16 protein-coding genes are annotated in these 20,174 nt (G+C 73.0%); 13 read left to right on the top strand and 3 right to left on the bottom strand.

Annotation, left to right across the window (positions count from 1 at the left end; genetic code table 11):
* Positions 1-8: 8 nt before the first annotated feature.
* From OHS82_RS39435 to OHS82_RS39425, 3 genes are all read left to right on the top strand, one after another.
* Positions 9-1,100 (top strand): glutamate--cysteine ligase 2, encoded by a 1,092-nt coding sequence (locus OHS82_RS39435; protein ID WP_057581797.1) that lies wholly within the window; start codon positions 9-11, stop codon positions 1,098-1,100.
* Between the two features lie 201 nt (positions 1,101-1,301).
* Positions 1,302-3,206 (top strand): AMP-dependent synthetase/ligase, encoded by a 1,905-nt coding sequence (locus tag OHS82_RS39430; protein ID WP_328435608.1) that lies wholly within the window; start codon positions 1,302-1,304, stop codon positions 3,204-3,206.
* 184 nt (positions 3,207-3,390) lie between these two features.
* Complete coding sequence (locus OHS82_RS39425) at positions 3,391-3,837, top strand: ATP-binding protein (RefSeq protein ID WP_057581795.1); 447 nt, start codon at positions 3,391-3,393, stop codon at positions 3,835-3,837.
* Positions 3,838-3,867: 30 nt separating this feature from the next.
* Here the strand turns inward: OHS82_RS39425 and OHS82_RS39420 are convergent, their stop codons facing one another.
* Entirely contained in the window at positions 3,868-4,332 is a 465-nt protein-coding gene (locus OHS82_RS39420; RefSeq protein ID WP_328435607.1) for an ATP-binding protein, read from the bottom strand.
* The gene (locus OHS82_RS39415; protein ID WP_057581794.1) at positions 4,329-4,700 is read right to left on the bottom strand and encodes a hypothetical protein; all 372 of its coding nucleotides are present in this window, start codon (positions 4,698-4,700) and stop codon (positions 4,329-4,331) included. The genes OHS82_RS39420 and OHS82_RS39415 overlap by 4 nt, the downstream gene beginning before the upstream one ends.
* Before the next feature lie 199 nt (positions 4,701-4,899).
* On the opposite strand from OHS82_RS39415, the gene OHS82_RS39410 reads away from it, so the two are divergent.
* The 4 genes from OHS82_RS39410 to OHS82_RS39395 all read left to right on the top strand — a co-directional run bounded on the left by OHS82_RS39410 (position 4,900) and on the right by OHS82_RS39395 (position 13,532).
* Positions 4,900-5,781 carry an RNA polymerase sigma factor SigF gene (locus OHS82_RS39410; protein WP_443041120.1) on the top strand — a complete coding sequence of 294 codons (882 nt, stop codon included), beginning with the start codon at positions 4,900-4,902 and terminating at the stop codon, positions 5,779-5,781.
* 318 nt (positions 5,782-6,099) lie between these two features.
* Complete coding sequence (locus OHS82_RS39405) at positions 6,100-10,377, top strand: HAMP domain-containing protein (RefSeq protein ID WP_328435606.1); 4,278 nt, start codon at positions 6,100-6,102, stop codon at positions 10,375-10,377.
* Between the two features lie 156 nt (positions 10,378-10,533).
* On the top strand, positions 10,534-12,921 hold the full coding sequence (locus OHS82_RS39400) for a SpoIIE family protein phosphatase (RefSeq protein ID WP_328436157.1): 2,388 nt from the start codon (positions 10,534-10,536) through the stop codon (positions 12,919-12,921).
* Between the two features lie 221 nt (positions 12,922-13,142).
* Positions 13,143-13,532, top strand: a complete 390-nt coding sequence (locus OHS82_RS39395) for an STAS domain-containing protein (protein WP_057581792.1) — start codon at positions 13,143-13,145, stop codon at positions 13,530-13,532.
* A 182-nt stretch (positions 13,533-13,714) separates the two neighbouring features.
* Here the strand turns inward: OHS82_RS39395 and OHS82_RS39390 are convergent, their stop codons facing one another.
* On the bottom strand, positions 13,715-14,188 hold the full coding sequence (locus OHS82_RS39390) for a MarR family winged helix-turn-helix transcriptional regulator (RefSeq protein ID WP_057581817.1): 474 nt from the start codon (positions 14,186-14,188) through the stop codon (positions 13,715-13,717).
* A gap of 75 nt (positions 14,189-14,263) precedes the next feature.
* Between OHS82_RS39390 and OHS82_RS39385 the strand changes: the two genes are divergently transcribed.
* From OHS82_RS39385 to OHS82_RS39360, 6 genes are read left to right on the top strand one after another with little or no spacing between them, the layout of a single operon-like run.
* Entirely contained in the window at positions 14,264-15,544 is a 1,281-nt protein-coding gene (locus OHS82_RS39385) for a PP2C family protein-serine/threonine phosphatase (RefSeq protein WP_079041456.1), read from the top strand.
* 5 nt (positions 15,545-15,549) lie between these two features.
* Positions 15,550-16,455 (top strand): STAS domain-containing protein, encoded by a 906-nt coding sequence (locus tag OHS82_RS39380; RefSeq protein ID WP_057581791.1) that lies wholly within the window; start codon positions 15,550-15,552, stop codon positions 16,453-16,455.
* Positions 16,452-16,856 carry an STAS domain-containing protein gene (locus tag OHS82_RS39375; RefSeq protein ID WP_057581790.1) on the top strand — a complete coding sequence of 135 codons (405 nt, stop codon included), beginning with the start codon at positions 16,452-16,454 and terminating at the stop codon, positions 16,854-16,856. The genes OHS82_RS39380 and OHS82_RS39375 overlap by 4 nt, the downstream gene beginning before the upstream one ends.
* Positions 16,853-17,305, top strand: a complete 453-nt coding sequence (locus OHS82_RS39370; RefSeq protein WP_057581789.1) for an anti-sigma regulatory factor — start codon at positions 16,853-16,855, stop codon at positions 17,303-17,305. The genes OHS82_RS39375 and OHS82_RS39370 overlap by 4 nt, the downstream gene beginning before the upstream one ends.
* Positions 17,302-18,381, top strand: a complete 1,080-nt coding sequence (locus OHS82_RS39365) for an ATP-binding SpoIIE family protein phosphatase (protein WP_328435605.1) — start codon at positions 17,302-17,304, stop codon at positions 18,379-18,381. Before OHS82_RS39370 ends, OHS82_RS39365 begins: the two co-directional genes overlap by 4 nt.
* Positions 18,378-20,168, top strand: coding sequence for a PP2C family protein-serine/threonine phosphatase (locus tag OHS82_RS39360; RefSeq protein ID WP_328435604.1), 1,791 nt, complete (start codon positions 18,378-18,380; stop codon positions 20,166-20,168). The genes OHS82_RS39365 and OHS82_RS39360 overlap by 4 nt, the downstream gene beginning before the upstream one ends.
* The last annotated feature ends 6 nt before the right edge of the window (positions 20,169-20,174 follow it).

Here is a 20,174-nt window from a genome sequence, read left to right as displayed (position 1 = left end):
GACGTCGCGTGCGCACCGTGGGAGTGGAGGAGGAACTCCTCCTGGTCGACCCGGAGACCGGCGAACCGCAGGCACTGTCCGCCGCCGTCCTCGCCCGCGCCGCGCGGTGCGAGGACGGCAAGGACGACGTCTTCGAGAAGGAACTGCACAACCAGATGCTCGAGTTCGCCACCCATCCCCAGTCGGGGATGGACGAGCTCGGCGCGGAGATCGTGCGGATACGGGGGGAGGCGGCCCGGCACGCCCGGGCGGCCGGCTGCGCGGTGGCGGCGCTGGCCACGTCACCGCTGCCGGTGCGCCCTTCCATCAGCATGAACGAGCGCTACCAGTGGATGGCGGAGCAGTTCGGCATCGCCACGCAGGAGCAGATGGTGTGCGGTTGCCACGTCCATGTGTCCGTCGGCTCGGACGAGGAGGGCGTCGCGGTCGTCGACCGCATCCGCCCCTGGCTGTCGGTGCTGATGGCACTGAGCGCCAACTCGCCCTTCTGGCAGGGCCGGGAGACGGGATACAGCAGCTATCGCAGCCGGGTGTGGCAGCGCTGGCCGTCGGCCGGCCCGACCGAGCTGTTCGGTTCGGCGGAGCGCTACCACCGGCGGGTGGCGGACATGGTGGCCACGGGCACGATCCTCGACGAGGGCATGGTCTATTTCGACGCCCGGCTGTCGGCGCGTTATCCGACGGTGGAGGTGCGCGTGTCGGACGTCTGTCTGCACGCGGACACCGCGGTGCTGATCGCCACGCTGGTGCGCGGGCTCGTCGAGACGGCCGCCCGGGACCTGGAGGCCGGCCGGGGGCCGGTGGACCACAGTGTGAGCCTGCTGCGGATGGCCGGCTGGCGGGCGGCCCGCTCGGGGCTGACGGGCGACCTCCTGCATCCGGCGACCATGCGGCGCGCTCCCGCCGAGACGGTCGTCGGGGCCCTGCTGGAACACGTGGAGGACGCGCTGGCGGACGCCGGGGACCTGGAGCGGGCCCGCGCTTCGTGCGCCGGGCTGCTGCGGCGGGGCAACGGCGCGCACGTCCAGCGCGAGGTGTGGGAGCGCACGGGCAGTCTGCGCGAGGTGGTCGCCGCCTGCGTGCGCCACACCCAGGCCTGAGGGCGTCCGAGAGCGCAACCGGACGGTGCGGCTCCGGCGGCCGGTGCGGACCGGCGCTCCGCGCACCGACAGGTCGAGATCATCAACGCGGATTACTTATTCGTTCCAGGCCACAAGCGGTCTCACCTGGGCTAGATTCGACCACCGTCGATAACAGTTCCCGTCGGCGGAGTCACAGCCCGTACACGTCAGGAGCAGCGCATGCGCGACTTCGCTCTCGCTCCCCCAGCCGCCCCGCCCCTGACCGGGGGCCTCGCCGACACCGTCTTCGACACCGCCGCCCGTACTCCGACACTCGCGGTGCTCTCCCGCCGTGCGGACCCGGCCCTCGACGCCTGGGAGGAGGTCACCGCCGTCGAGCTGCGGGACGAGGTGGTGGATCTCGCGAAGGGGTTCGTGGCGTCCGGCATCTCCCCCGGGCACCGCGTCGCGATCATGGCGCGCACCCGGTACGAGTGGACCGTGCTGTGCCACGCCCTGTGGGCGGTGGGCGCCGAGGTCGTCCCCGTCTATCCGACGTCCTCGCGCGAGCAGGTCGAGTGGATCCTGCGGGACGCCGACTGCGTCGGCGTGGTCGTCGAGGACGAACAGAGCGTGATGACCGTCGGATCGGTGTGCGCGGCCCTGCCGGCGTTGCGGCACGTGTGGCAGTTGGACGCCGGAGCCCTCGACGAGCTCACCCGGCGCGGCGAGCGGGTGTCCATCACCACGGTGAACTCGCTGCGCAGGATCGTGCTGCCCGACTCGACCGCGGTGATCGCCTACACCTCCGGCACCTCGGGCCGGGCGCTGGGCTGCGCGCTGAGCCACCGCAGCCTGGCCAGCCCCTGTGACACCCTGCTGGACGGCTGGGGGCACACCGCCGCGCCCGCGGGCCGGCAGGCCAGCGTGCTCGCCTTCCTGCCGTTCTCCCACGTGTACGGGCTGATGATCCAGGGGCTGTGCCTGCGCGGCGGCATCGTGATGGGCCACCAGCCCGACATAGGCGCGGACGCGCTCGCGGAGTCGCTGCGCACCTTCAGGCCGACGTATCTGTACGCCGTCCCCTCGGTGTTCGAGAAGATCTACAAGAACTTCCTGCGGGCGGCCCAGGAGGCGGGGCGCGGCGCCCTGTTCGAACGGGCGGCGGAGACGGCCCGCGACTTCGCGGCCGCCGTCGAACGGCAGCGGCTGGGCCGCGGCTCCGGGCCCGGCCTCGACCTGCGGCTCCAGCACGCCCTGTTCGAACGGACGGTGTACCGCAGACTCCGGGCCGCGCTCGGCGGCCGGGTCCACCGCGGCACGTCGGGCGGCTCCCCGCTGCACCGGGACCTGTCCCTGTTCTACGAGGGCATCGGCATCTATGTGCACGACGGGTACGGCCTGACGGAGACCGCCGGCGGGATCACCATGCAGCCGCTCGGCCGGGAGAAGTCGGGCACCGTCGGACAGCCCCTGCCGGGCGTCGACATCCGGGTGGCGAACGACGGGGAGATCCTGGTGCGCGGCCCGTCGGTGTTCCAGGGCTACGTCAACGACGACGCCGCGACGCGGGCCGCCCTGGCGGGCGGCTGGCTGGCCACCGGCGACCTCGGTTTCCTGGACTCCGACGGCTACCTCACGATCACCGGCCGCAAGAAGGACGTCATCATCACCAGCAGCGGCAAAAGCGTGGCGCCGACGGCGCTCGAGCAGCGGCTGCGCATGCATCCCCTGGTCCACCAGGCCGTGGTGGTGGGCGACAACCGGCCCTGCGTGGGCGCACTGATCACGCTGGACCCGGATTTCCTGGCGCACTGGCGGGGAAGTCTGGCGCTGCACGGCGACCCGCAGAGCCGGGAGGCGCGCGAGGAGAACGCCCTGCGCGAGGAGATCGGACGGGCCGTGGCGGCCGCCAACAGCTCGGTGTCGCGCTCGGAGTCGATCCGGGCGTTCCGCATACTGCCGCAGGCGTTCGACCAGGCCAACGGGCTGCTGACGCCCTCGATGAAACTGCGCCGCGACTCGATCGTGGCGCACTACGCGGCGGAGATCGAGGCGATGTACCAGGCGCGGGCCCGGCTGCCCCGGCAGAGCCCGCAGGAGGAGGTCCTGAGCTGGGACGACGCGGACGACGTCTTCCGGTGAGCCGGGCCGGGCGGCCACGCCGCGCGGCCGCAGGGCCGCGCCGCTCGTACCGTGCCCGGGGCCGTATGCCGCCGGCATCCGAGCGCGTAACCTGCGAGTCCTCGGGAACCCAGAGAGGGCGACGCCAGAGAACCGTACGAGAAAGGACGACGGCCCCCGGACGCTGCGGGGCCGTACTGACGACATGGCAGCCGAACCGCGGGGTAATGACGCATTGTCCTCCTGGGCGATTCCGGGCCGTACGGCCCGCTTCACGGGTGAACCGCAGGACGTGACGGGTGCGCGTCTGGCCACGGAGGAGTTCCTCCGGGAGCTGGCGCGGGCCTCGCCGCCCACGGCGTCGGAGTGCTGGCACGACATCGTGCTGATCGTCACGGAGCTGGCGGCCAACGCGGTCCAGTACGCGCCGGGTCCCTTCGAGCTGCATCTGCGGCGCACGTTCGACGGGGTGCACGTCACGGTGCACGACACCAGCAGCACGCCGCCGACCCCGCGGCCCTTTCATCCCGACACCGGCGGCGGGGGCATCGGCTGGTATCTGGTGGACACGCTCTGCAGTCAGGTCAGCGTGGTGCCGAACGAGGCGGGTCGGGGCGAGGGCAAGGACGTCCACGTCTTCCTGCCCTGGTGAGGCGGTCTCCCCTGCGGTTCCCGCGGGCCGTCAGATCGGCTTGTCGCCCGTGCGGACCGGTACGAACACCCTGATCGTCTTGCCGCCCCCGGGCTCCTTCTCGATGTCGATCCCGCGGGCCAGCCGGAGCACCAGCGGCCAGCCGTAGCCGCCGGCGGCCCCACCGGCCGGCGGCGGGGCGGGACCGCCCACGCCGGACGGGACCTCGTCGCTGTGATCGCGCACGGCCAGCCGGATCCCGTCGGGGACGGGCACAGCCTCGAACCCGGCCAGTCCGCCGCCGTGCCGCAGGGCGTTGGTCACCAGCTCCGAGACGACCAGCAGCAGGTCGATCACGTCCGTCTCGTGCGCCGGTCCCGTCGAGGCGTCCCAGCAGGCCTCCACCACCGCCCGGGCGTGCGCCCGGGCAGCGGCAGCGGTCGCCACCGGCGTCTGCGTCTGCGTCTGCGCAGGCGCGAACGTCGGCCGTGCGGGCGCGAGTTCGTCCTCCCTCACGCCGGCGTCGTTCCCCGCGGGGCCTGCCGCCGGTAGTGCTCGCCCACGGCGGTGAGGTATCCGGGATCGGCCGTCTCGCTGTCGGTGTGGAAGCGCGGCGCCTCCTTCACCTCGTCCCCCGTGCAGGCCAGGGAGACCTGGCCGGCCTCGGTGTCGACCCCGCTCACCACGCCGACCGGGACGACGGCGCTCCTGCCGAACACCCATACTCCCGTGTCGACGACCAGGTGCCGCATGCCGTGCGGGTCCGCCTCGCGTTCCACGTGCCCGAGAGTGCCGTCGGCCGTCGTGACGGCGTAGCCGGTCAGATCCTGTCCCTCGACATGCCCACTGCCCGGCGTGTACGACCAGATTGCGTCGGTGGTCACGCTGCTCCCTTCTCGCGTTCCAGAGCAGCGGCTACCCTGCCGTCGCGGCCGCATTCGGGGCGTGGCGGCCCGTTGCCGACCGGGCCCGGCGGACGGCGCCGGCCGCCCGGGCGGCTGTGCGGAACGTCTCGGCATACCCCGCGGAATCGGGGGCAGACGCATCCCGTCATCGACCACCCCCACGAACGGAGTGAACGGCATGGACGCCGTGACGGTAGAGGCAGCGACGGCCACGGCAGAGCGTGCGGGCGCAGACGACCCGTGCGCGGCGGTTCCGTTCATCGACATGCCGGCCCAGGTGAGCCCGCGCGACGCGCGGGAGCTCTCGCGCCGCTTCTTCGACCGGCTGGCGGTCGTGGAGGAAGGCACCCACGAGTACCAGTACGTGCGCAACACCCTGATCGAGATGAACCTGTCGCTCGTGCGGTACGCGGCCTCCCGCTTCCGGGGCCGCGGCGACGCGATGGAGGACATCGTCCAGGTCGGCACGATCGGGCTGATCAAGGCCATCGACCGGTTCGAGCTGACCCGTGAGGTCGAGTTCACGTCCTTCGCCGTTCCGTACATCGTCGGTGAGATCAAGCGCTTCTTCCGCGACACGAGCTGGGCGGTGCACGTGCCGCGCCGCCTCCAGGAGGCCCGGGTCGAACTGGCGAAGGCGACGGAGGAGTTGCAGACGCGGCTGGGCCGGATGCCCACCACGCGCGAGCTGTCCCAGCTGATGTCGCTGTCCGAGGAGGAGGTCATCGAGGCGCGCAAGGCCTCCAACTGCTACACGTCCGCCTCCCTGGACGCGGCCCTGACCTTCGACGGCGGCGTGGACGGCGAGTCGGTGCTGGCCGACTTCATCGGCACGGAGGAGCCGGCCCTGGAACTGGTGGAGGACTTCCACTCACTGGCGCCGCTCATCGCCGAGCTGGACGACAGGGAACGGCGGATCATCCATCTGCGGTTCGTCGAGGAGCGCACGCAGGCGGAGATCGGCCGGGAGCTCGGCATCTCGCAGATGCACGTGTCCCGGTTGATCAGCCGCATGATGCAGAGGCTGCGGACCGGGCTGCTGGGGGCCGAGGTCGCCTGAGGCGGGCCCGGGGAACCGGGTCCTGGACACTCCGGGATCGCCCGGGACGGCGAAGGCGCCGTCCCGGGCGAAACTGTGTCGGGTACCCGCCTTTCCGCCATGTATGCATGGTGTGCGACATCGGGAATTCCTGTGTGCACGACGTGACGCGAGGCTTTGTTTCCGCCCGCTTCCGTGGGTTAGCCTGCGGCGGATTTCTCTCATCGCACACTTCCGTGAACTGCGGAAACACAGGCGCGACATGCGGGGCCGCTCACCCGGGCGGCCCGGTTCCGAGTCCCCGCCCGGGGGCTCCTGGGGAGCGGAACGAGGGTACGCATGACCAGCAACGCGACCGAGTCGTCGGACACGGTTCCGGGCGACCACGAGCTTCGCCAGCTCCTGGCCGGCCTGACGGCCGTACGGGACGGGGACTTCGGCACCCGGTTGCCCACCGACGGCGACGGTCTGATGGGCGACATCGCCACCGTCTTCAACGGCATGGTCGACCAGTTGTCCGTCTTCACCTCCGAGGTGACCCGGGTGGCCCGCGAGGTCGGCACCGAGGGCACCCTCGGCGGTCAGGCGGAGGTGCCCGGGGTGTCCGGGACGTGGGCCGATCTGACGGACTCCGTGAACGCCATGGCGGGCAACCTCACCACCCAGGTGCGGGACATCGCCCAGGTGGCGACGGCGGTCGCGAAGGGCGATCTCTCCCAGAAGATCGACGTGCCGGCCCGGGGCGAGATCCTGCAGCTGAAGGAGACCGTCAACACGATGGTCGACCAGCTGTCCGCGTTCGCCGACGAGGTCACCCGCGTCGCCCGCGAGGTCGGCACCGAAGGGCGCCTCGGCGGCCAGGCCCAGGTGCCCGGGGTGGCCGGGGTCTGGCGGGACCTCACCGATTCGGTCAACTTCATGGCCGGAAACCTCACCAACCAGGTCCGCAACGTCGCCCAGGTGACGACGGCGGTCGCCAAGGGCGACCTCTCCCAGAAGATCACCGTCGACGCCCGCGGCGAGATCCTCGAGCTGAAGAACACGATCAACACCATGGTCGACCAGCTCTCCGCGTTCGCCGACGAGGTCACCCGCGTCGCCCGCGAGGTCGGCACCGAAGGACGCCTCGGCGGCCAGGCCGACGTCAAGGGGGTCAAGGGCACCTGGCGGGACCTCACCGACTCGGTCAACTTCATGGCCGGAAACCTCACCAACCAGGTCCGCAACGTCGCCCAGGTGGCGACCGCGGTCGCCAAGGGCGACCTCTCCCAGAAGATCACCGTCGACGCCCGCGGCGAGATCCTGGAACTCAAGAACACCATCAACACCATGGTCGACCAGCTCTCCGCCTTCGCCGACGAGGTCACCCGCGTCGCCCGCGAGGTCGGCACGGCGGGCAACCTGGGCGGCCAGGCGACGGTCCGCGGGGTGTCCGGCACCTGGAAGGACCTCACCGACAACGTCAACGTGATGGCGTCGAACCTGACGGGCCAGGTGCGCTCCATCGCCCAGGTCGCCACCGCCGTGGCCCGCGGCGACCTGTCGCAGAAGATCACCGTCGAGGCCAAGGGCGAGGTCGCGGCCCTCGCGGACGTCATCAACACCATGGTGGACACGCTGTCCGCGTTCGCCGACGAGGTCACCCGCGTCGCCCGCGAGGTCGGCACCGAAGGACGCCTCGGCGGCCAGGCCCAGGTGCCCAACGTGGCCGGCACCTGGAAGGACCTGACCGACAACGTCAACTCGATGGCCAACAACCTCACCGGCCAGGTCCGCAACATCGCGCTGGTGACCACGGCGGTGGCCCGCGGCGACCTGTCGAAGAAGATCGACGTCGACGCCCGCGGCGAGATCCTCGAGCTCAAGACGACCATCAACACCATGGTCGACCAGCTCTCCGCGTTCGCCGACGAGGTCACCCGCGTCGCCCGCGAGGTCGGCACCGAAGGACGCCTCGGCGGCCAGGCCGAGGTGGAGGGCGTGTCGGGCACCTGGAAGCGCCTCACGGAGAACGTCAACGAACTGGCCGGCAACCTGACCCGCCAGGTCCGCGCGATCGCCGAGGTCACCAGCGCCGTCGCCGAGGGCGATCTGACCCGGTCGATCACCGTGGTGGCCTCCGGCGAGGTCGCCGACCTCAAGGACAACATCAACTCGATGGTGGAGTCCCTGCGCGAGACCACCCGCGCCAACCAGGAACAGGACTGGCTCAAGACCAACCTGGCGCGCATCTCCGGCCTGATGCAGGGCCACCGCGACCTGCCGGTGGTCGCCGAGCTGATCATGGACGAGCTGGTGCCGCTGGTGTCCGCCCAGTTCGGCGCCTTCCACCTGGCCGAGGAGGGCCCCGAAGGGCCCGAGCTGCGGCTCGTGGGCGCCTACGGCTACCCCGCCGACGACACCCGGCCCACCCGCATCCCCTTCGGCCGCTCGCTGGTGGGGCAGGCCGCCCGCAGTCGCCGCACCATCACCGTGGACGAGCTGCCGCCCGGCTACGTCACCGTCTCCTCGGGCCTCGGCGAGACCGAGCCCAGCGCCCTGCTCCTGCTGCCCATCGTCTTCGAGGGGCAGGTGCTCGGCGTCATCGAACTGGCGTCGGTCTCCGCCTTCACGCAGACGCACGTGGACTTCCTGGAGCAGCTGCGGGTGACCATCGGCGTCAACGTCAACACCATCGTGGCGAACGCCCGTACCGACGAGCTGCTCGACGAGTCGCAGCGGCTCACCGCCGAACTGCAGGCCCGTTCCGCCGAGTTGCAGTCCCAGCAGGAGGAGCTGCAGCACTCCAACGCCGAACTGGAGGAGAAGGCCTCCCTGCTGGTGGCGCAGAACCGCGACATCGAGGCGAAGAACCTGCAGATCGAGCAGGCCCGGCAGGAGCTGGAGGCGCGGGCGCAGCAGCTGTCGCTGGCCTCGAAGTACAAGTCGGAGTTCCTGGCGAACATGAGCCACGAGCTGCGCACCCCGCTCAACAGCCTCCTCATCCTGGCCCAGTTGCTGGCCCAGAACCCCTCGCGCAACCTCACTCCGAAGCAGGTCGAGTACGCGGGCATCATCCACTCGGCCGGATCGGACCTGCTGCAGCTGATCAACGACATCCTGGACCTGTCGAAGGTCGAGGCCGGCAAGATGGACGTCTCGCCGGAGCGGGTCTCGCTGCGGCAGCTCATCGAGTACGTAGAGGCCACGTTCCGGCCGATGACGTCGCAGAAGAGCCTCGAGTTCACCATCGACACGGCCGCCGGCGCCCCGGCCGACCTGCTGACCGACGACTCGCGGCTGCGGCAGGTGCTGCGCAACCTGCTGTCCAACGCGGTGAAGTTCACCGAGGAGGGCGGTGTGGAGCTGCGCATCGAGCCGGCCTCCGACGACGAGGTGCCGAGCGGGGTGGTGCGGGGCGGCACGGTAGTGGCGTTCCGGGTGAAGGACACCGGCATCGGCATCCCGGAGCAGCAGCTGGAGACCATCTTCGGCGCCTTCCAGCAGGCGGACGGCACCACCAGCCGCAAGTACGGCGGCACGGGCCTGGGTCTGTCCATCACCCGGGAGATCGCCCATCTGCTCGGCGGTGCGGTCACGGTCGACAGCACGCCGGGGCGCGGCAGCACGTTCACGCTCTATCTGCCGGTGGCTCGACGGGACTTCAAGGAGGTCATCGACGGCGGCCGGCCGGTGGAGCGGGTCCTCGGGGAGTCGCCCGCGGCGATCCCGGTCGACGCCCCGGGCGTGCCGGTGGCGCTCGGTCCTCCCGGGCGGCGTCCGCGCCGGCTGCTGGTGGTGGAGGAGCGGCCCCGCGGTCTGCTGACGCTGGTGGCCGAGTCCGTCGTCGCGGACATGGTGCGCGGCCGGGACGACGGCACGCCGGCGGCCCCCGTGGACATCGTCACCGCGGTCGGGGCGCACGAGGCGGCGGGCGCGCTGGCGGCGGAGCCCTGCCACTGCGTCGTCCTGGAACTGGGCATGCCCGACGCGGAGGCGTCCCGGTTCCTGGAGGCCCTGCACGACGACTCGGCGCTGACCGGTGTGCCGGTGCTCGTGCACAGCGGGCACCGCGCGGACCTCGCCCAGGAGCGGAGCCTGCAGTCCCGTGCGGCGGGCAAGCCGATGGAGTTCCTGTCCAGCCTGGACGAGCTGCGCGAGCGCATCACCCTGCATCTCTCCGCCGAGCAGCCGGGGGACGTGCTGGCCCTGGTCCGCCCGGACGACCCGCAGCCCGAGGGGCCGCCGCCGGTCGACGACGCCGTCGTGGGCCGCACGGTCCTCGTCGTCGACGACGACGCGCGCAACCTGTTCGCGCTCAGCGGGATCCTGGAGCTGCACGGGGTCCGGGTGCTGCACGCCGAGAACGGCCGTGAGGGGATCGAGACACTGCGCAACAACCCGGAGATCGCGCTGGTGCTGATGGACGTGATGATGCCGGAGATGGACGGGTACACGGCCACGGCCGAGATCCGCCGCATGCCCGAGTACGCTGAGCTGCCGATCGTCGCGGTGACCGCCAAGGCGATGCCGGGAGACCGGGAGAAGAGCCTCGCCTCAGGGGCCAGCGACTACGTCACCAAGCCCGTCGACACGCATGACCTCATGGCCTGCGTCCGACGCTGGCTGACCGTCTGAGGACGTCCTGCCCCACCCGCGCCCAGGCGTTCCCAGCCGAGGAGTCCGCACACCGTGACCATTCCCGCCCAGCCGACAGAACCCGACGACGCCCGGTCCCTGCCCGTACCGGCCGCCGCGCCGGGGAGCCCCGCCCCGCAGGCCGGGAACCGGCTCGTGTCCGGGGAGGACGCGGGCCCGCCGGAGGCGGACGCGCGGGCGGAGGGCGCCACGCCCTCGCCGGTGGGCCGGCTCGCCGCCACCGTGGACCGGCTGCGGCGGGAGGTGCGGGCGGCGCAGGCCGAGGCGGACGGACGGGCGCTGGTCGAACTCGCCAAGGGCATCCTGGTGGAGCGCCTCGGCTGTGGACCGGCCGAGGCGGCGCAGCAGCTGTCCGATCTCGCCGAACAGGCCGGGACGACTGCCCTGGAGTTCGCGGTGGACGTCATCAACCAGGCGGCCAAGGACCGGGTGTCCGAGGTCACCGAGGCCTTCCTGGCCACCGTCGCGGGAACGGAGGATCCGGCGGAGCGGTCGGCCGCCGTGCGGCTGCGGGCCGCGGAGAGCGGAGCACTGGCGGCGGCCCACGACACCCAGGCGGTCGCCGACTCCCTGCTCCAGCACGCGCTGGGGCCGCTGGGCGCGGTGGCGGTGGCGATCTGGGCGGTGAGCTCCGACGGTTCGCTGACGCTGGCGGGCAGCGCGGGGTTCTCCCCCGGCGAGGCCGAGCGCTGGCGGTATGTGCCGCCGGACGTGGCGACCGTGGCCCGGCACGCCCTCGCCGAGGGGTCGACCCAGTGGATCGGGTCGCTCGGCGGGACGGGACTGCCCACCGTGGGGCGTCAGCTGCACCCGGGCGGAGGGCGGGTCGCGGTGCCCGCCGCGACCGCGGGACGCGTGCACGGGATTCTGGAGATCGCCTGGCCGGCCCCGCTCCCCCCGCAGCCGCCCCAGGTGATGCGCCAGGTGGAGGCGCTGGCGGAGCTGTGCGCACACACGCTCCAGTCGTACGTGCACGTGGGCGGGCCCGGCCGGCAGCCGGTCGTGCTGCCGGACGCGTCGGAGCTGATGGACCTGACGGACGGCCTGCACGACCCCGCCCTGGTCCTGGTGCCGCACGTCGACGCCGGGGGCAAGCTCCTCGACTTCCGCATCCAGCACGTCAACGACCGCTTCCTCGACCCGGCGGGCCGGCCCCGGGCCGTGATCAACGGCGCGCTGCTGCTTGAGGCCTATCCGATGGCCGCCGGTGGCGGTGACCTCTTCCAGCGCATCGAGCGCGTGCACGCCACGGGCGAGCCGTTCCGGGCCCGCCGGATGAGTCTGACGGCACTGGTCGGCGAGGTGCCGCTGGCGGCCGTGGCGGACCTCAGCATCAGCCGGCACGGCGCGTGCGTGCTGCTGATCTGGCGGATCGAGGACGAGGCGGCGCGGTTGGCGAGCCTGCTGCAGAACGCCCAGCGCCTCGGCCGCATCGGCGGTTTCGAGGAGGACCTGCTCACCGGCGAGACCACCTGGAACGGGCAGCTGTTCGCCCTGTACGGGCGGCCGCTGTCGAGTCCTCCGGTACGGCTGGAGGACCTGTCGGCGCACACGCACCCCGACGACGCGGTGATCGTGGGCCGTCTGCTGCGCACGCTGCTGCACCGCCGCCGTCCGGCCTCCGCCGCGTTCCGGCTGCAACGGCCGGACGGGGTGACCCGGCACATGCGGATCGTCGCCGAGCCGGTGCTGGACACCGACGGTCGGCTGGTCGCCGTCCGCGGGGCCTACCAGGACATCTCGTCGCAGCACTGGACGGAGGTGGCGCTGGCAGCCACCCGCGACCAGTTGGCGCAGACCGAGCAGCACGCGAGCGAGCGCAGTCGGCTGGCGCTGCAGTTGCAGCACGCCATCATGCCGCCCACCCGGGCCCCGCTGGAGGCTCCCGGCCTCCAGGTGGCCGTCCGCTACCGGCCGGCCGAGGAGGAGCACCTGGTGGGGGGCGACTGGTACGACGCCGTCGTGCTGCCCTCCGGCCTGGTGATGCTGTGCGTGGGCGACGTGGCCGGGCACGGCATCGAGGCGGCCACCAGCATGGTGGTGCTGCGCAACGCGCTGCGCGGGCTGGCGGTGACCGGGGCGGGGCCGGGGCAGCTGCTGTCGTGGCTCAACATCGTCGCGCACCATCTGACGGGCTCGATCACGGCCACGGCGGTGTGCGGTCTGTACGACCCCGCCCGGCACACCCTGCGCTGGGCCAGGGCGGGTCATCTGCCGCCGGTGCTGGTGCGGGAGGCCCAGGCGGCTCCGCTGCCCCTGCTGAGGGGGATGCTGCTGGGTGCCGTGCCGGAGACGGTGTACGAGGAGGAGGAGGTCCAGCTGGCCGCGGACGACACCCTGCTGATGTACACGGACGGGCTCATCGAGCGGCGCGACCGGTCCGTGGAGGAGTCGCTGACGCAGTTGCTGGTCCAGGCCCGCACCGTGCCGCCGACGCTGGACCAGCAGCTGGACCGGCTGCTCACCTACAGCAGGTCCGACACCGACGACGACACCTGCATCGTGGGCATCCGTCTGCGGTAGGACCCCCGCGGTGACGGTGTGCGGGGGCGATGCATGAGGTGGCGATCAGGGGGTATCCGGCTGTGCGCACCGACAGGCCGGGGATCCGCAGGTGGAAAGGGGCAGGACAGGACGATGGGGAACTTTCCCGTGCCGCGCCCGCCCGTCCCCGCCCGCCGCCTCGGCGCATCGAAGTCGCCCGCCGGGGTAGACGCCCCGACCGCCAGCTTTCGGAGGAACACGTGTCCATCGCCCAGAACCCCCTGTCCGTCGAGGTCACGCTGCCTCGTGAGGACGTCGCTCTGGTCACGGTCGAGGGCCACCTGGATCTCGACACCGCGACCGAGTTCCAGGCCCATCTGGCCAACCAGCTCCATCACGGACGACGGCACTTCCTGATCGACCTCTCCGGGGTCCCGTTCATGGACTCGTCCGGGATGAACATCATCCTGCGGGTCTACCAGGAGGCCCGGAACCTGCCGGGCAGCGTCCACGTGATCAATCCGAGGCCGGCCGTGCGCCGGGTGCTGGAGCTGACCGGGGTCAGCATCACGGTGCCGATATCGGAGAAGGCGGACGAGGCCCTGGAGCTCATCGACCGGCAGCAGGGGCCGCAGACCTCGGCCGGCTGACGGCCGCCGTCCGCGGGCCGCGCAGGGCCCGCCGTCTCCCGGAGAAAAGCGCAGGTGTGGACGACTGCCGCCCGACAGTTGTCATTTGACAACTGTCCACACGAGGCAACAGAGTGAGCAGGACAGATGCGGAAGGGATCACCGATGTGCCTGTGGGCGAACCCGAGCACGCGGGGACACCGTCAGGCGGTACGGGCGTCAGCGGCGTCGGAGTCGTGGATCTGCGAGGCCGCGGCCGCGCAGAACGCCTCCAGCCCCCTCAGCAGGGCGCTGCGCTGCACCGCCGGCATCTGCTCCAGCACGTCCTCCAGCGCCGCCTCCCGGCGGGACCTGAGGTCGGCCAGGAACGCGCGCCCGCGACGGCTCAGGAACAGTTCCAGCTCCCGGCGGCTGCCGGCGGCGGTCCGGCGTTCGACGAAGCCGACGGCCTGGAGCCGGTCGCAGAGACGGCTGGTGGACGGCGGTGTGGACCCGAGGGAGTCGGCGAGCGTGCGCAGGTTGATGCCCTCGTGGTGCTCCAGGATGAACAGCACGCGCAGCTGGGACGCGGAGACCGGCGCCGTGGAGGCGCGACCCCACAGGACTTCCAGCAGCTCGGACGCCTGTGAGGTCACACGCGCCACCTGGTCGGGCTGCGGACGCGAGGAGGAGGACATCACGGTGACACTCTCGCAGGGATCGAGGCGACTGTCAGCCCGCACCCGGCGTGGGGCGACGACGGGACCGGCCGCGTGAACAGACTCGTCGCCGCGGGACGCGCGCTGCGCGCCGCGGCACCGCACCGGCTGCCCGACGCGCTGCGCGAGGTGCTGCGCGCCCACTACGCGGCACAAGCGGTCGAACTCCGGCTCGCCGACTACGGACTGACGGTGCTGCTGCCCGTGCCGTTCGGCGGCGCGCCGGGCACGAGCGTCCCGGCGCCGGCCGCCGTGCACGGCAGCGCGCCCGGCCGGGCCTTCGGCGCCCAGGAACCGCATGTCGAGGAGCTCGGCGACGGGATCGTCCTCGCGCACCTGCCGGTGACCGTGCGCGGCGACCGCCTGGGCGTCCTGTCGGTCACGCTGCCCGGGACGCAGGCCCGGGAGCGGCTCACCGAGCTCACCGAGCTGGCGCAGCTGCTGGGCCACGAGATCCTCGTCGCCGAGCGCGACACCGACGCGTACCGGTGTGCGCGCCGCACGGACCGGCTGACACTGGCGGCCGAGATCCAGTGGCAGCTGCTCCCGGCCCGGTCCTGTGCCCGGGACGAGTACGCGCTGGGCGCCCAACTGCAGCCCGCCTACGCCGTGTTCGGCGACAACTTCGACTGGGCGGCCGACGACGACCGTCTGACGGTGTGCGTCACCGACGGGATGGGCGAGGGCATCGAGGCGTCGCTGCTGACCAGTCTGGGCATCAACGCGCTGCGCAACGCGCGCCGGGCCGGCGTCCCGATCGCGGACCAGGCGGCCCTGGCGGACCAGGCCATCCACGCCCACTACGGGGGCGAGGCCCACCTGTCGGTGCTCCTGGTGGACATCGAGCTGTCCACCGGGCGCCTGCGGGTCGTCGACGCGGGCTCGCCGCACCTGCTGCTGGTGCGCGACCGCGCGCTCACCCGGGTGGACCTGGACGCGCAGCTCCCGCTGGGCATGTTCGAGGAGACCGACTACGTGGCCCAGGAGCTCACCCTGCTGCCCGGCGACCGGCTGCTGTTCGTCAGCGACGGGGTGCACGCGGTCGTGGCGCCGGGCGGCGAGGCGTACGGCGAGCACGCCCTCGCCCGGGCGGTGGCGTCGGCGGCCCTGCTGCCGGCGGCGGACGTGCCTGGCGCGGTGCTGCGCGCGCTGACCGACCACCGGGGCAGACCCGAGCCGGACGACGACGCGCTGGTCGTGTGTCTCGACTGGTTCGGACAGCCGTCCCCGTCGCCGTCCGGCCACCCCGGCTCACAGCCGTCGCCCGGCGAGGTGCACGGCCCGGTCCCGCCGTCACCGTCGGGACCGCAGCGGCACGACGCGGACGAGGAGTGAAAGAGATGCCGGAGGACGAGACGGCGACGGAGCCGGCCGAGTGGACGGCGCCCGCGGAGGAGGTGGGGGCATTCCTGGGCCGTCGCCGCGAGCAGATCGCCCAGCGCTGGGCCGACGAGCCCCTGTTCCGCGTGGTGTTCACGGTCTCGCGGGACGAGGCGGTGGAGGCGGGCCGGGGCGTCGTCGACGCGATCGCCCAGGTGGCCCTCTCCGGGCGGATGGAGGACACCGACAACGCCGGATTCACGCTGGTGCGTGAGCAGTTGGCCCGGATGGCGGCCGCCCGGGCGCGCGCCGGTCTCAGCAACGCACAGATCTCCCGCGAGGTGGACGCCCTGCGCACGCCCGTGGTGAATCTCCTCGTCACCGACCTGCCGGAGGCGTCCGCCGAGCATGTCAGGGAATGCGCGACGACCCTGACCGCGCTGATGGGCACCCTGCGGCTGGTGGTCATGGAGACCTCGCTGACCGAGGGCCAGGCCCTCATCGACCGCCAGCAGCTGCAGCTGACGGAGGTCGCCACGCCGGTCATCCGGCTGTGGGACGGCATCGTCGCCGTCCCCCTGATCGGGACGCTCGACAGCGCGCGCAGCCAGGTCGTGATGGAGACGCTGCTGGAGTCCGTCGTCGACCAGCAGGCGCGGTTCGCGATCCTGGACATCACCGGGGTGCCGACCGTCGACTCGCTGGTCGCGCAGCACCTGATGAAGACCGTCGCCGCCGTGCGGCTGATGGGCGCGGAGTGCGTCGTCTCGGGCATCCGGCCCGCCATCGCGCAGACGATCGTGCACCTCGGCCTGGACCTGCCCGTGGTCACCCGGTCGAGCCTCGCCGACGCCCTGGCGTACGCCCTCGACCGGCTGGGCGCCGGCATCGTGCCCGCAGCGTCCGGCGGTGCGGGTCCCCGGTGAACCACGACCTCTCGCGCGCGGGCACCGCCCATGTGCCGGTGCTGCGGCTCGGCGACGTCCTGCTGATCACCCTTCAGGGGGACCTGCACGACGGAGCGGCGGAACAGCTCCAGCAGGACGTCGCGGAGTCGATCGTCCGCAGCCGGGTGACCGGCGTGGTCATCGACATCTCCGGCGTGGAGATCGTCGACTCCTTCCTGGGGCGGGTGCTGGCCGAGATCGCGGCGAGCGCACGGCTGCTCGCCGCCCGGACCGTGGTGGCCGGCATGCGTCCCGCGGTGGCGATCACGCTGGTGGAGCTGGGGCTGACGCTGCCCGGACTGCGGACGGCGCTGAGCACCGAGGCCGCCATGGACCTGCTCGCCGCGTCGCCGGACGACCCGCTCCGGGAGCCTCGGTGAGCGAGACGTCCGCGGGCGTCGACGCCCGCCTGCCGATCCGCTCGGACCTGGACCTGGTGTGGGTGCGCCAGCATGTGCGCCAGGCGGCGGCGACGCTCGGTTTCGGGCTGGTGGAGCAGACCAAGCTGGTCACCGCGGCCAGCGAACTGGCCCGCAACACGCTGGTCTACGGCGGTGGCGGCGAGATGGCGGCCCAGGAGGCGTCGGACGGACGCGCGGCGCGCGGGCTGCGGCTGACGTTCACCGACGCCGGGCCCGGCATCGCCGACCTGGACCAGGCCCTGAGCGACGGCTTCACCTCGGGCGAGGGGCTGGGGATGGGCCTGGGCGGCGCGCGCCGGCTGGTGCACGACTTCGCCATCGACAGCGCGCCCGGGGCCGGCACCACGGTCACCGTGACGTCCTGGGCGGTCCGGCCGCCCCGCCCGCGTGAGGAGCAGCCCCGATGACCCGCGTGTGGGACGTTCCGGTGCACGACTCGACGCGGGTGCGCGACGCCCGGGTGGCCGCGGAGGACGCGGCGGCGCTGGCGGGACTGGACGGGCCGCGCACCGCCGACGCGGCGCTGGTCGCCACCGAACTGGCGACGAACCTGCTCAAGCACGCGCGGGGCGGCCAGTTGCTCGTGGAGCCGGTCGCCGCGCCGGGCGCACGCTCCGAAGCCCTGATGGTGCAGATCGTCGCCGTGGACCACGGACCGGGCATGTCCGACGTCCCCGCCGCACTCGGCGACGGGTTCTCCACCGCGGGCTCGCTGGGAGCGGGGCTGGGCACCTGCCGACGGCTGTCGGACGACTTCGACCTGCACAGCGTCCCGGGCCGCGGGACGGTCGCGCTGGCCCGCATCGGCGGCGGCGCGGCGGCCTCCTCCGGCCGCCGGGAGGCGGCCGACGTACCGTCCCCGCGCTCCCCCGCCGCCGTGCGGGCCGGCGGGGTCAACATCCCCTTCCGGGGCGCCGAGTGCTCCGGGGACGCCTGGACCTGCGTGCGGGACGGCGACCTGGTGACACTGATGATGGCCGACGGCCTGGGACACGGCCCCGAGGCGGCCCGCGCCTCGACCGCGGCGGTGGCGGAGGTGCGGCGCAGCGCGCACCTCCCGCCGGCCGAGCTGCTGCGCCGCCTGGACGCCGCACTGCGCGACACGCGGGGCGCGGCCGTCGGGGTGGCCCGGCTCGACCTGCGCGCCGGACGGCTGCTCTTCGCCGGCATCGGCAATATCGGGGCGCGACTGCGCGAGGGCGACTCCTGGCGGCATCTGATCTCCCGGCCGGGCATAGTCGGCGTGCACCGGCCCACCACCCTGCCGCAGACGGGGGCCGACTGGGCCGCGGACCGGCTGCTCGTGCTGCACAGCGACGGGCTGCCCAGCCGCTGGGCGCCGCCCGCCGACCCCCGTCTGCTGTCCGCGGACCCCGCGCTCACGGCCGCCGTGACGGTGCGCGACGCCGGCAGTTCCGCCCGCCCCGTCCGGGACGACACCGCCGTCGCCGTCCTGTCCCCGAGCCCGTCGGATCGTCCATGAAGCGCAGCTGGCGGATCGGCGCCGTCGACGACGCGGCACGCGCGCGTATCGCCGTGGCCCGGGCGGCCGCCGCGTACGGCGTCACACCGCTGGAGCGCACCCGGTTGTCGGCCGCGCTCAGCGCGCGGCTGCGCCGGTGTCTGACCGAGGGCGGCGTCTGGCGGCTCGAGCTGACCGTCGCCGGGGGGTCGATGCGCGTCGAGGTCGCCGCCTCCCCCGACGGCGACGAACCGCCGTGGCGGTTCGCCGCGCCCTGCCCGGAGCCGGTCGCGGCCCCCGTCAGCGATCCGGTGGCGGGTGACGTCACCGCCTTGTCGGAGGCGCTGCTCGGCGCGGACGAGGACACCGCGCTCGTGCTGGACAGACTCACCGAGCAGGAGGAGCTCGTCGCCTTCCACCGGGAGGAGCTGCACCAGACCAACCAGGGCGTCCTGGCGCTGCACGCCGACCTCGACGCCGCCGGGCGGGCCGAGCGCGAGGCCTTCGCGGCGGAACGCGCGGCCCGCCGGGAGGCGGAGAGCGCCCGCCGCAGGCTGACCTTCCTGGCCGACGCCAGCGCCGCGCTCACGGCATCCCTCAACCACGAGGAGATCGTGCGGCGGCTGCCCGAGCTGCTGGTGCCCGAGTATGCCCGCACGGTCGACGTGTGGCTGTTCGACGCCGAGGACGAGCGGGGGGCGTCCGCTCCGCGCCCCGCGGCCGCGGTGATCGCGGCCCGCACCGGCAGACCCCAGTACGCGGCCGCCCGCCCGGGCGGTCTGCCCGGGGTGGACGACCAGCCAGCCTCGGCGCTGCATCCGACCCGGCCCCTGCTGTGCGTGCCGTTGCCGACGCGCCGGGCGCCGCTGGGCGTGCTGACGCTCACCCCGCCCGGCGAGCGCTGGGACCCCGACGACGCCGTCATGCTCGTGGAGCTCACCCGGCGGGCGGGCGGTGCGCTCGACAACGCCCGCCGCTTCGAGCACAACCGGGACATCGCCGAGACCCTGCAGCGCGCCCTGCTGACGGAGCTGCCCGCCCCCTCGGGGCTGCGGCTGGCGGCCCGCTATCTGCCGGCCACGTACGGGCTGAACATCGGCGGCGACTGGTACGACGCGTTCCGGCAGCCCGACGGCAGCCTGATCACCGTCATCGGCGACGTGACCGGGCACGGGCTGCACGCTGCGGTGATGATGAGCCAGCTGCGCACCGCGCTGCGCGCCTACGCCGTCGACGGGGGCAGCCCCGGCGAGTTGCTGACCCGGCTGCACACCTTTCTGCACCACCTCCAGCCCGACCTGTACGCGACCGCCGTGATCGCCCGCTTCACACCCGGCGAACCCGTGCTGACGTGGGCGGCCGCGGGTCATCCGCCGCCTGTGCTGCGCGGCCCGGACGGGCGGGTGCGCACGCTGGACGCCAAGCCGGGGGCGATGCTCGGCATCCCCTTGCACCAGGAGATCGCCGACCACACGGTGCCGCTGGAGCCCGGCTCCACGCTGGCGCTCTACACCGACGGCCTGGTCGAGCGGCGGGCGCAGGGCATAGACCCGGGGATCGACCGGCTGGCGGCGGCGCTCGGCGGGTTCCGCGCCGAGGAGCTGGACGCGGACCTGGACGGGGCGGCCGAGCGCATCCTGGAGCCGATGCTGAGCGACTCCGAACGTGACGACGACGTCTGTCTGCTGCTGTGCCACATCGACAGTCACATCGACAGCCGGGCCGACGGCCGTGCGGGCGGCGGTGCCGGCGGCCACACCGCCGGCCGCGTCGGCAGCCGGGCCGGTGGCGTGCGCGGCGGGGCCTGAGCGGGG

Origin of the sequence: Streptomyces sp. NBC_00425, assembly GCF_036030735.1 — a bacterium.
Lineage (GTDB): Bacteria > Actinomycetota > Actinomycetes > Streptomycetales > Streptomycetaceae > Streptomyces.
The sequence above is the reverse complement of the archived record's forward strand: the minus strand, read 5'-3'. Positions and strand labels throughout refer to the sequence as shown.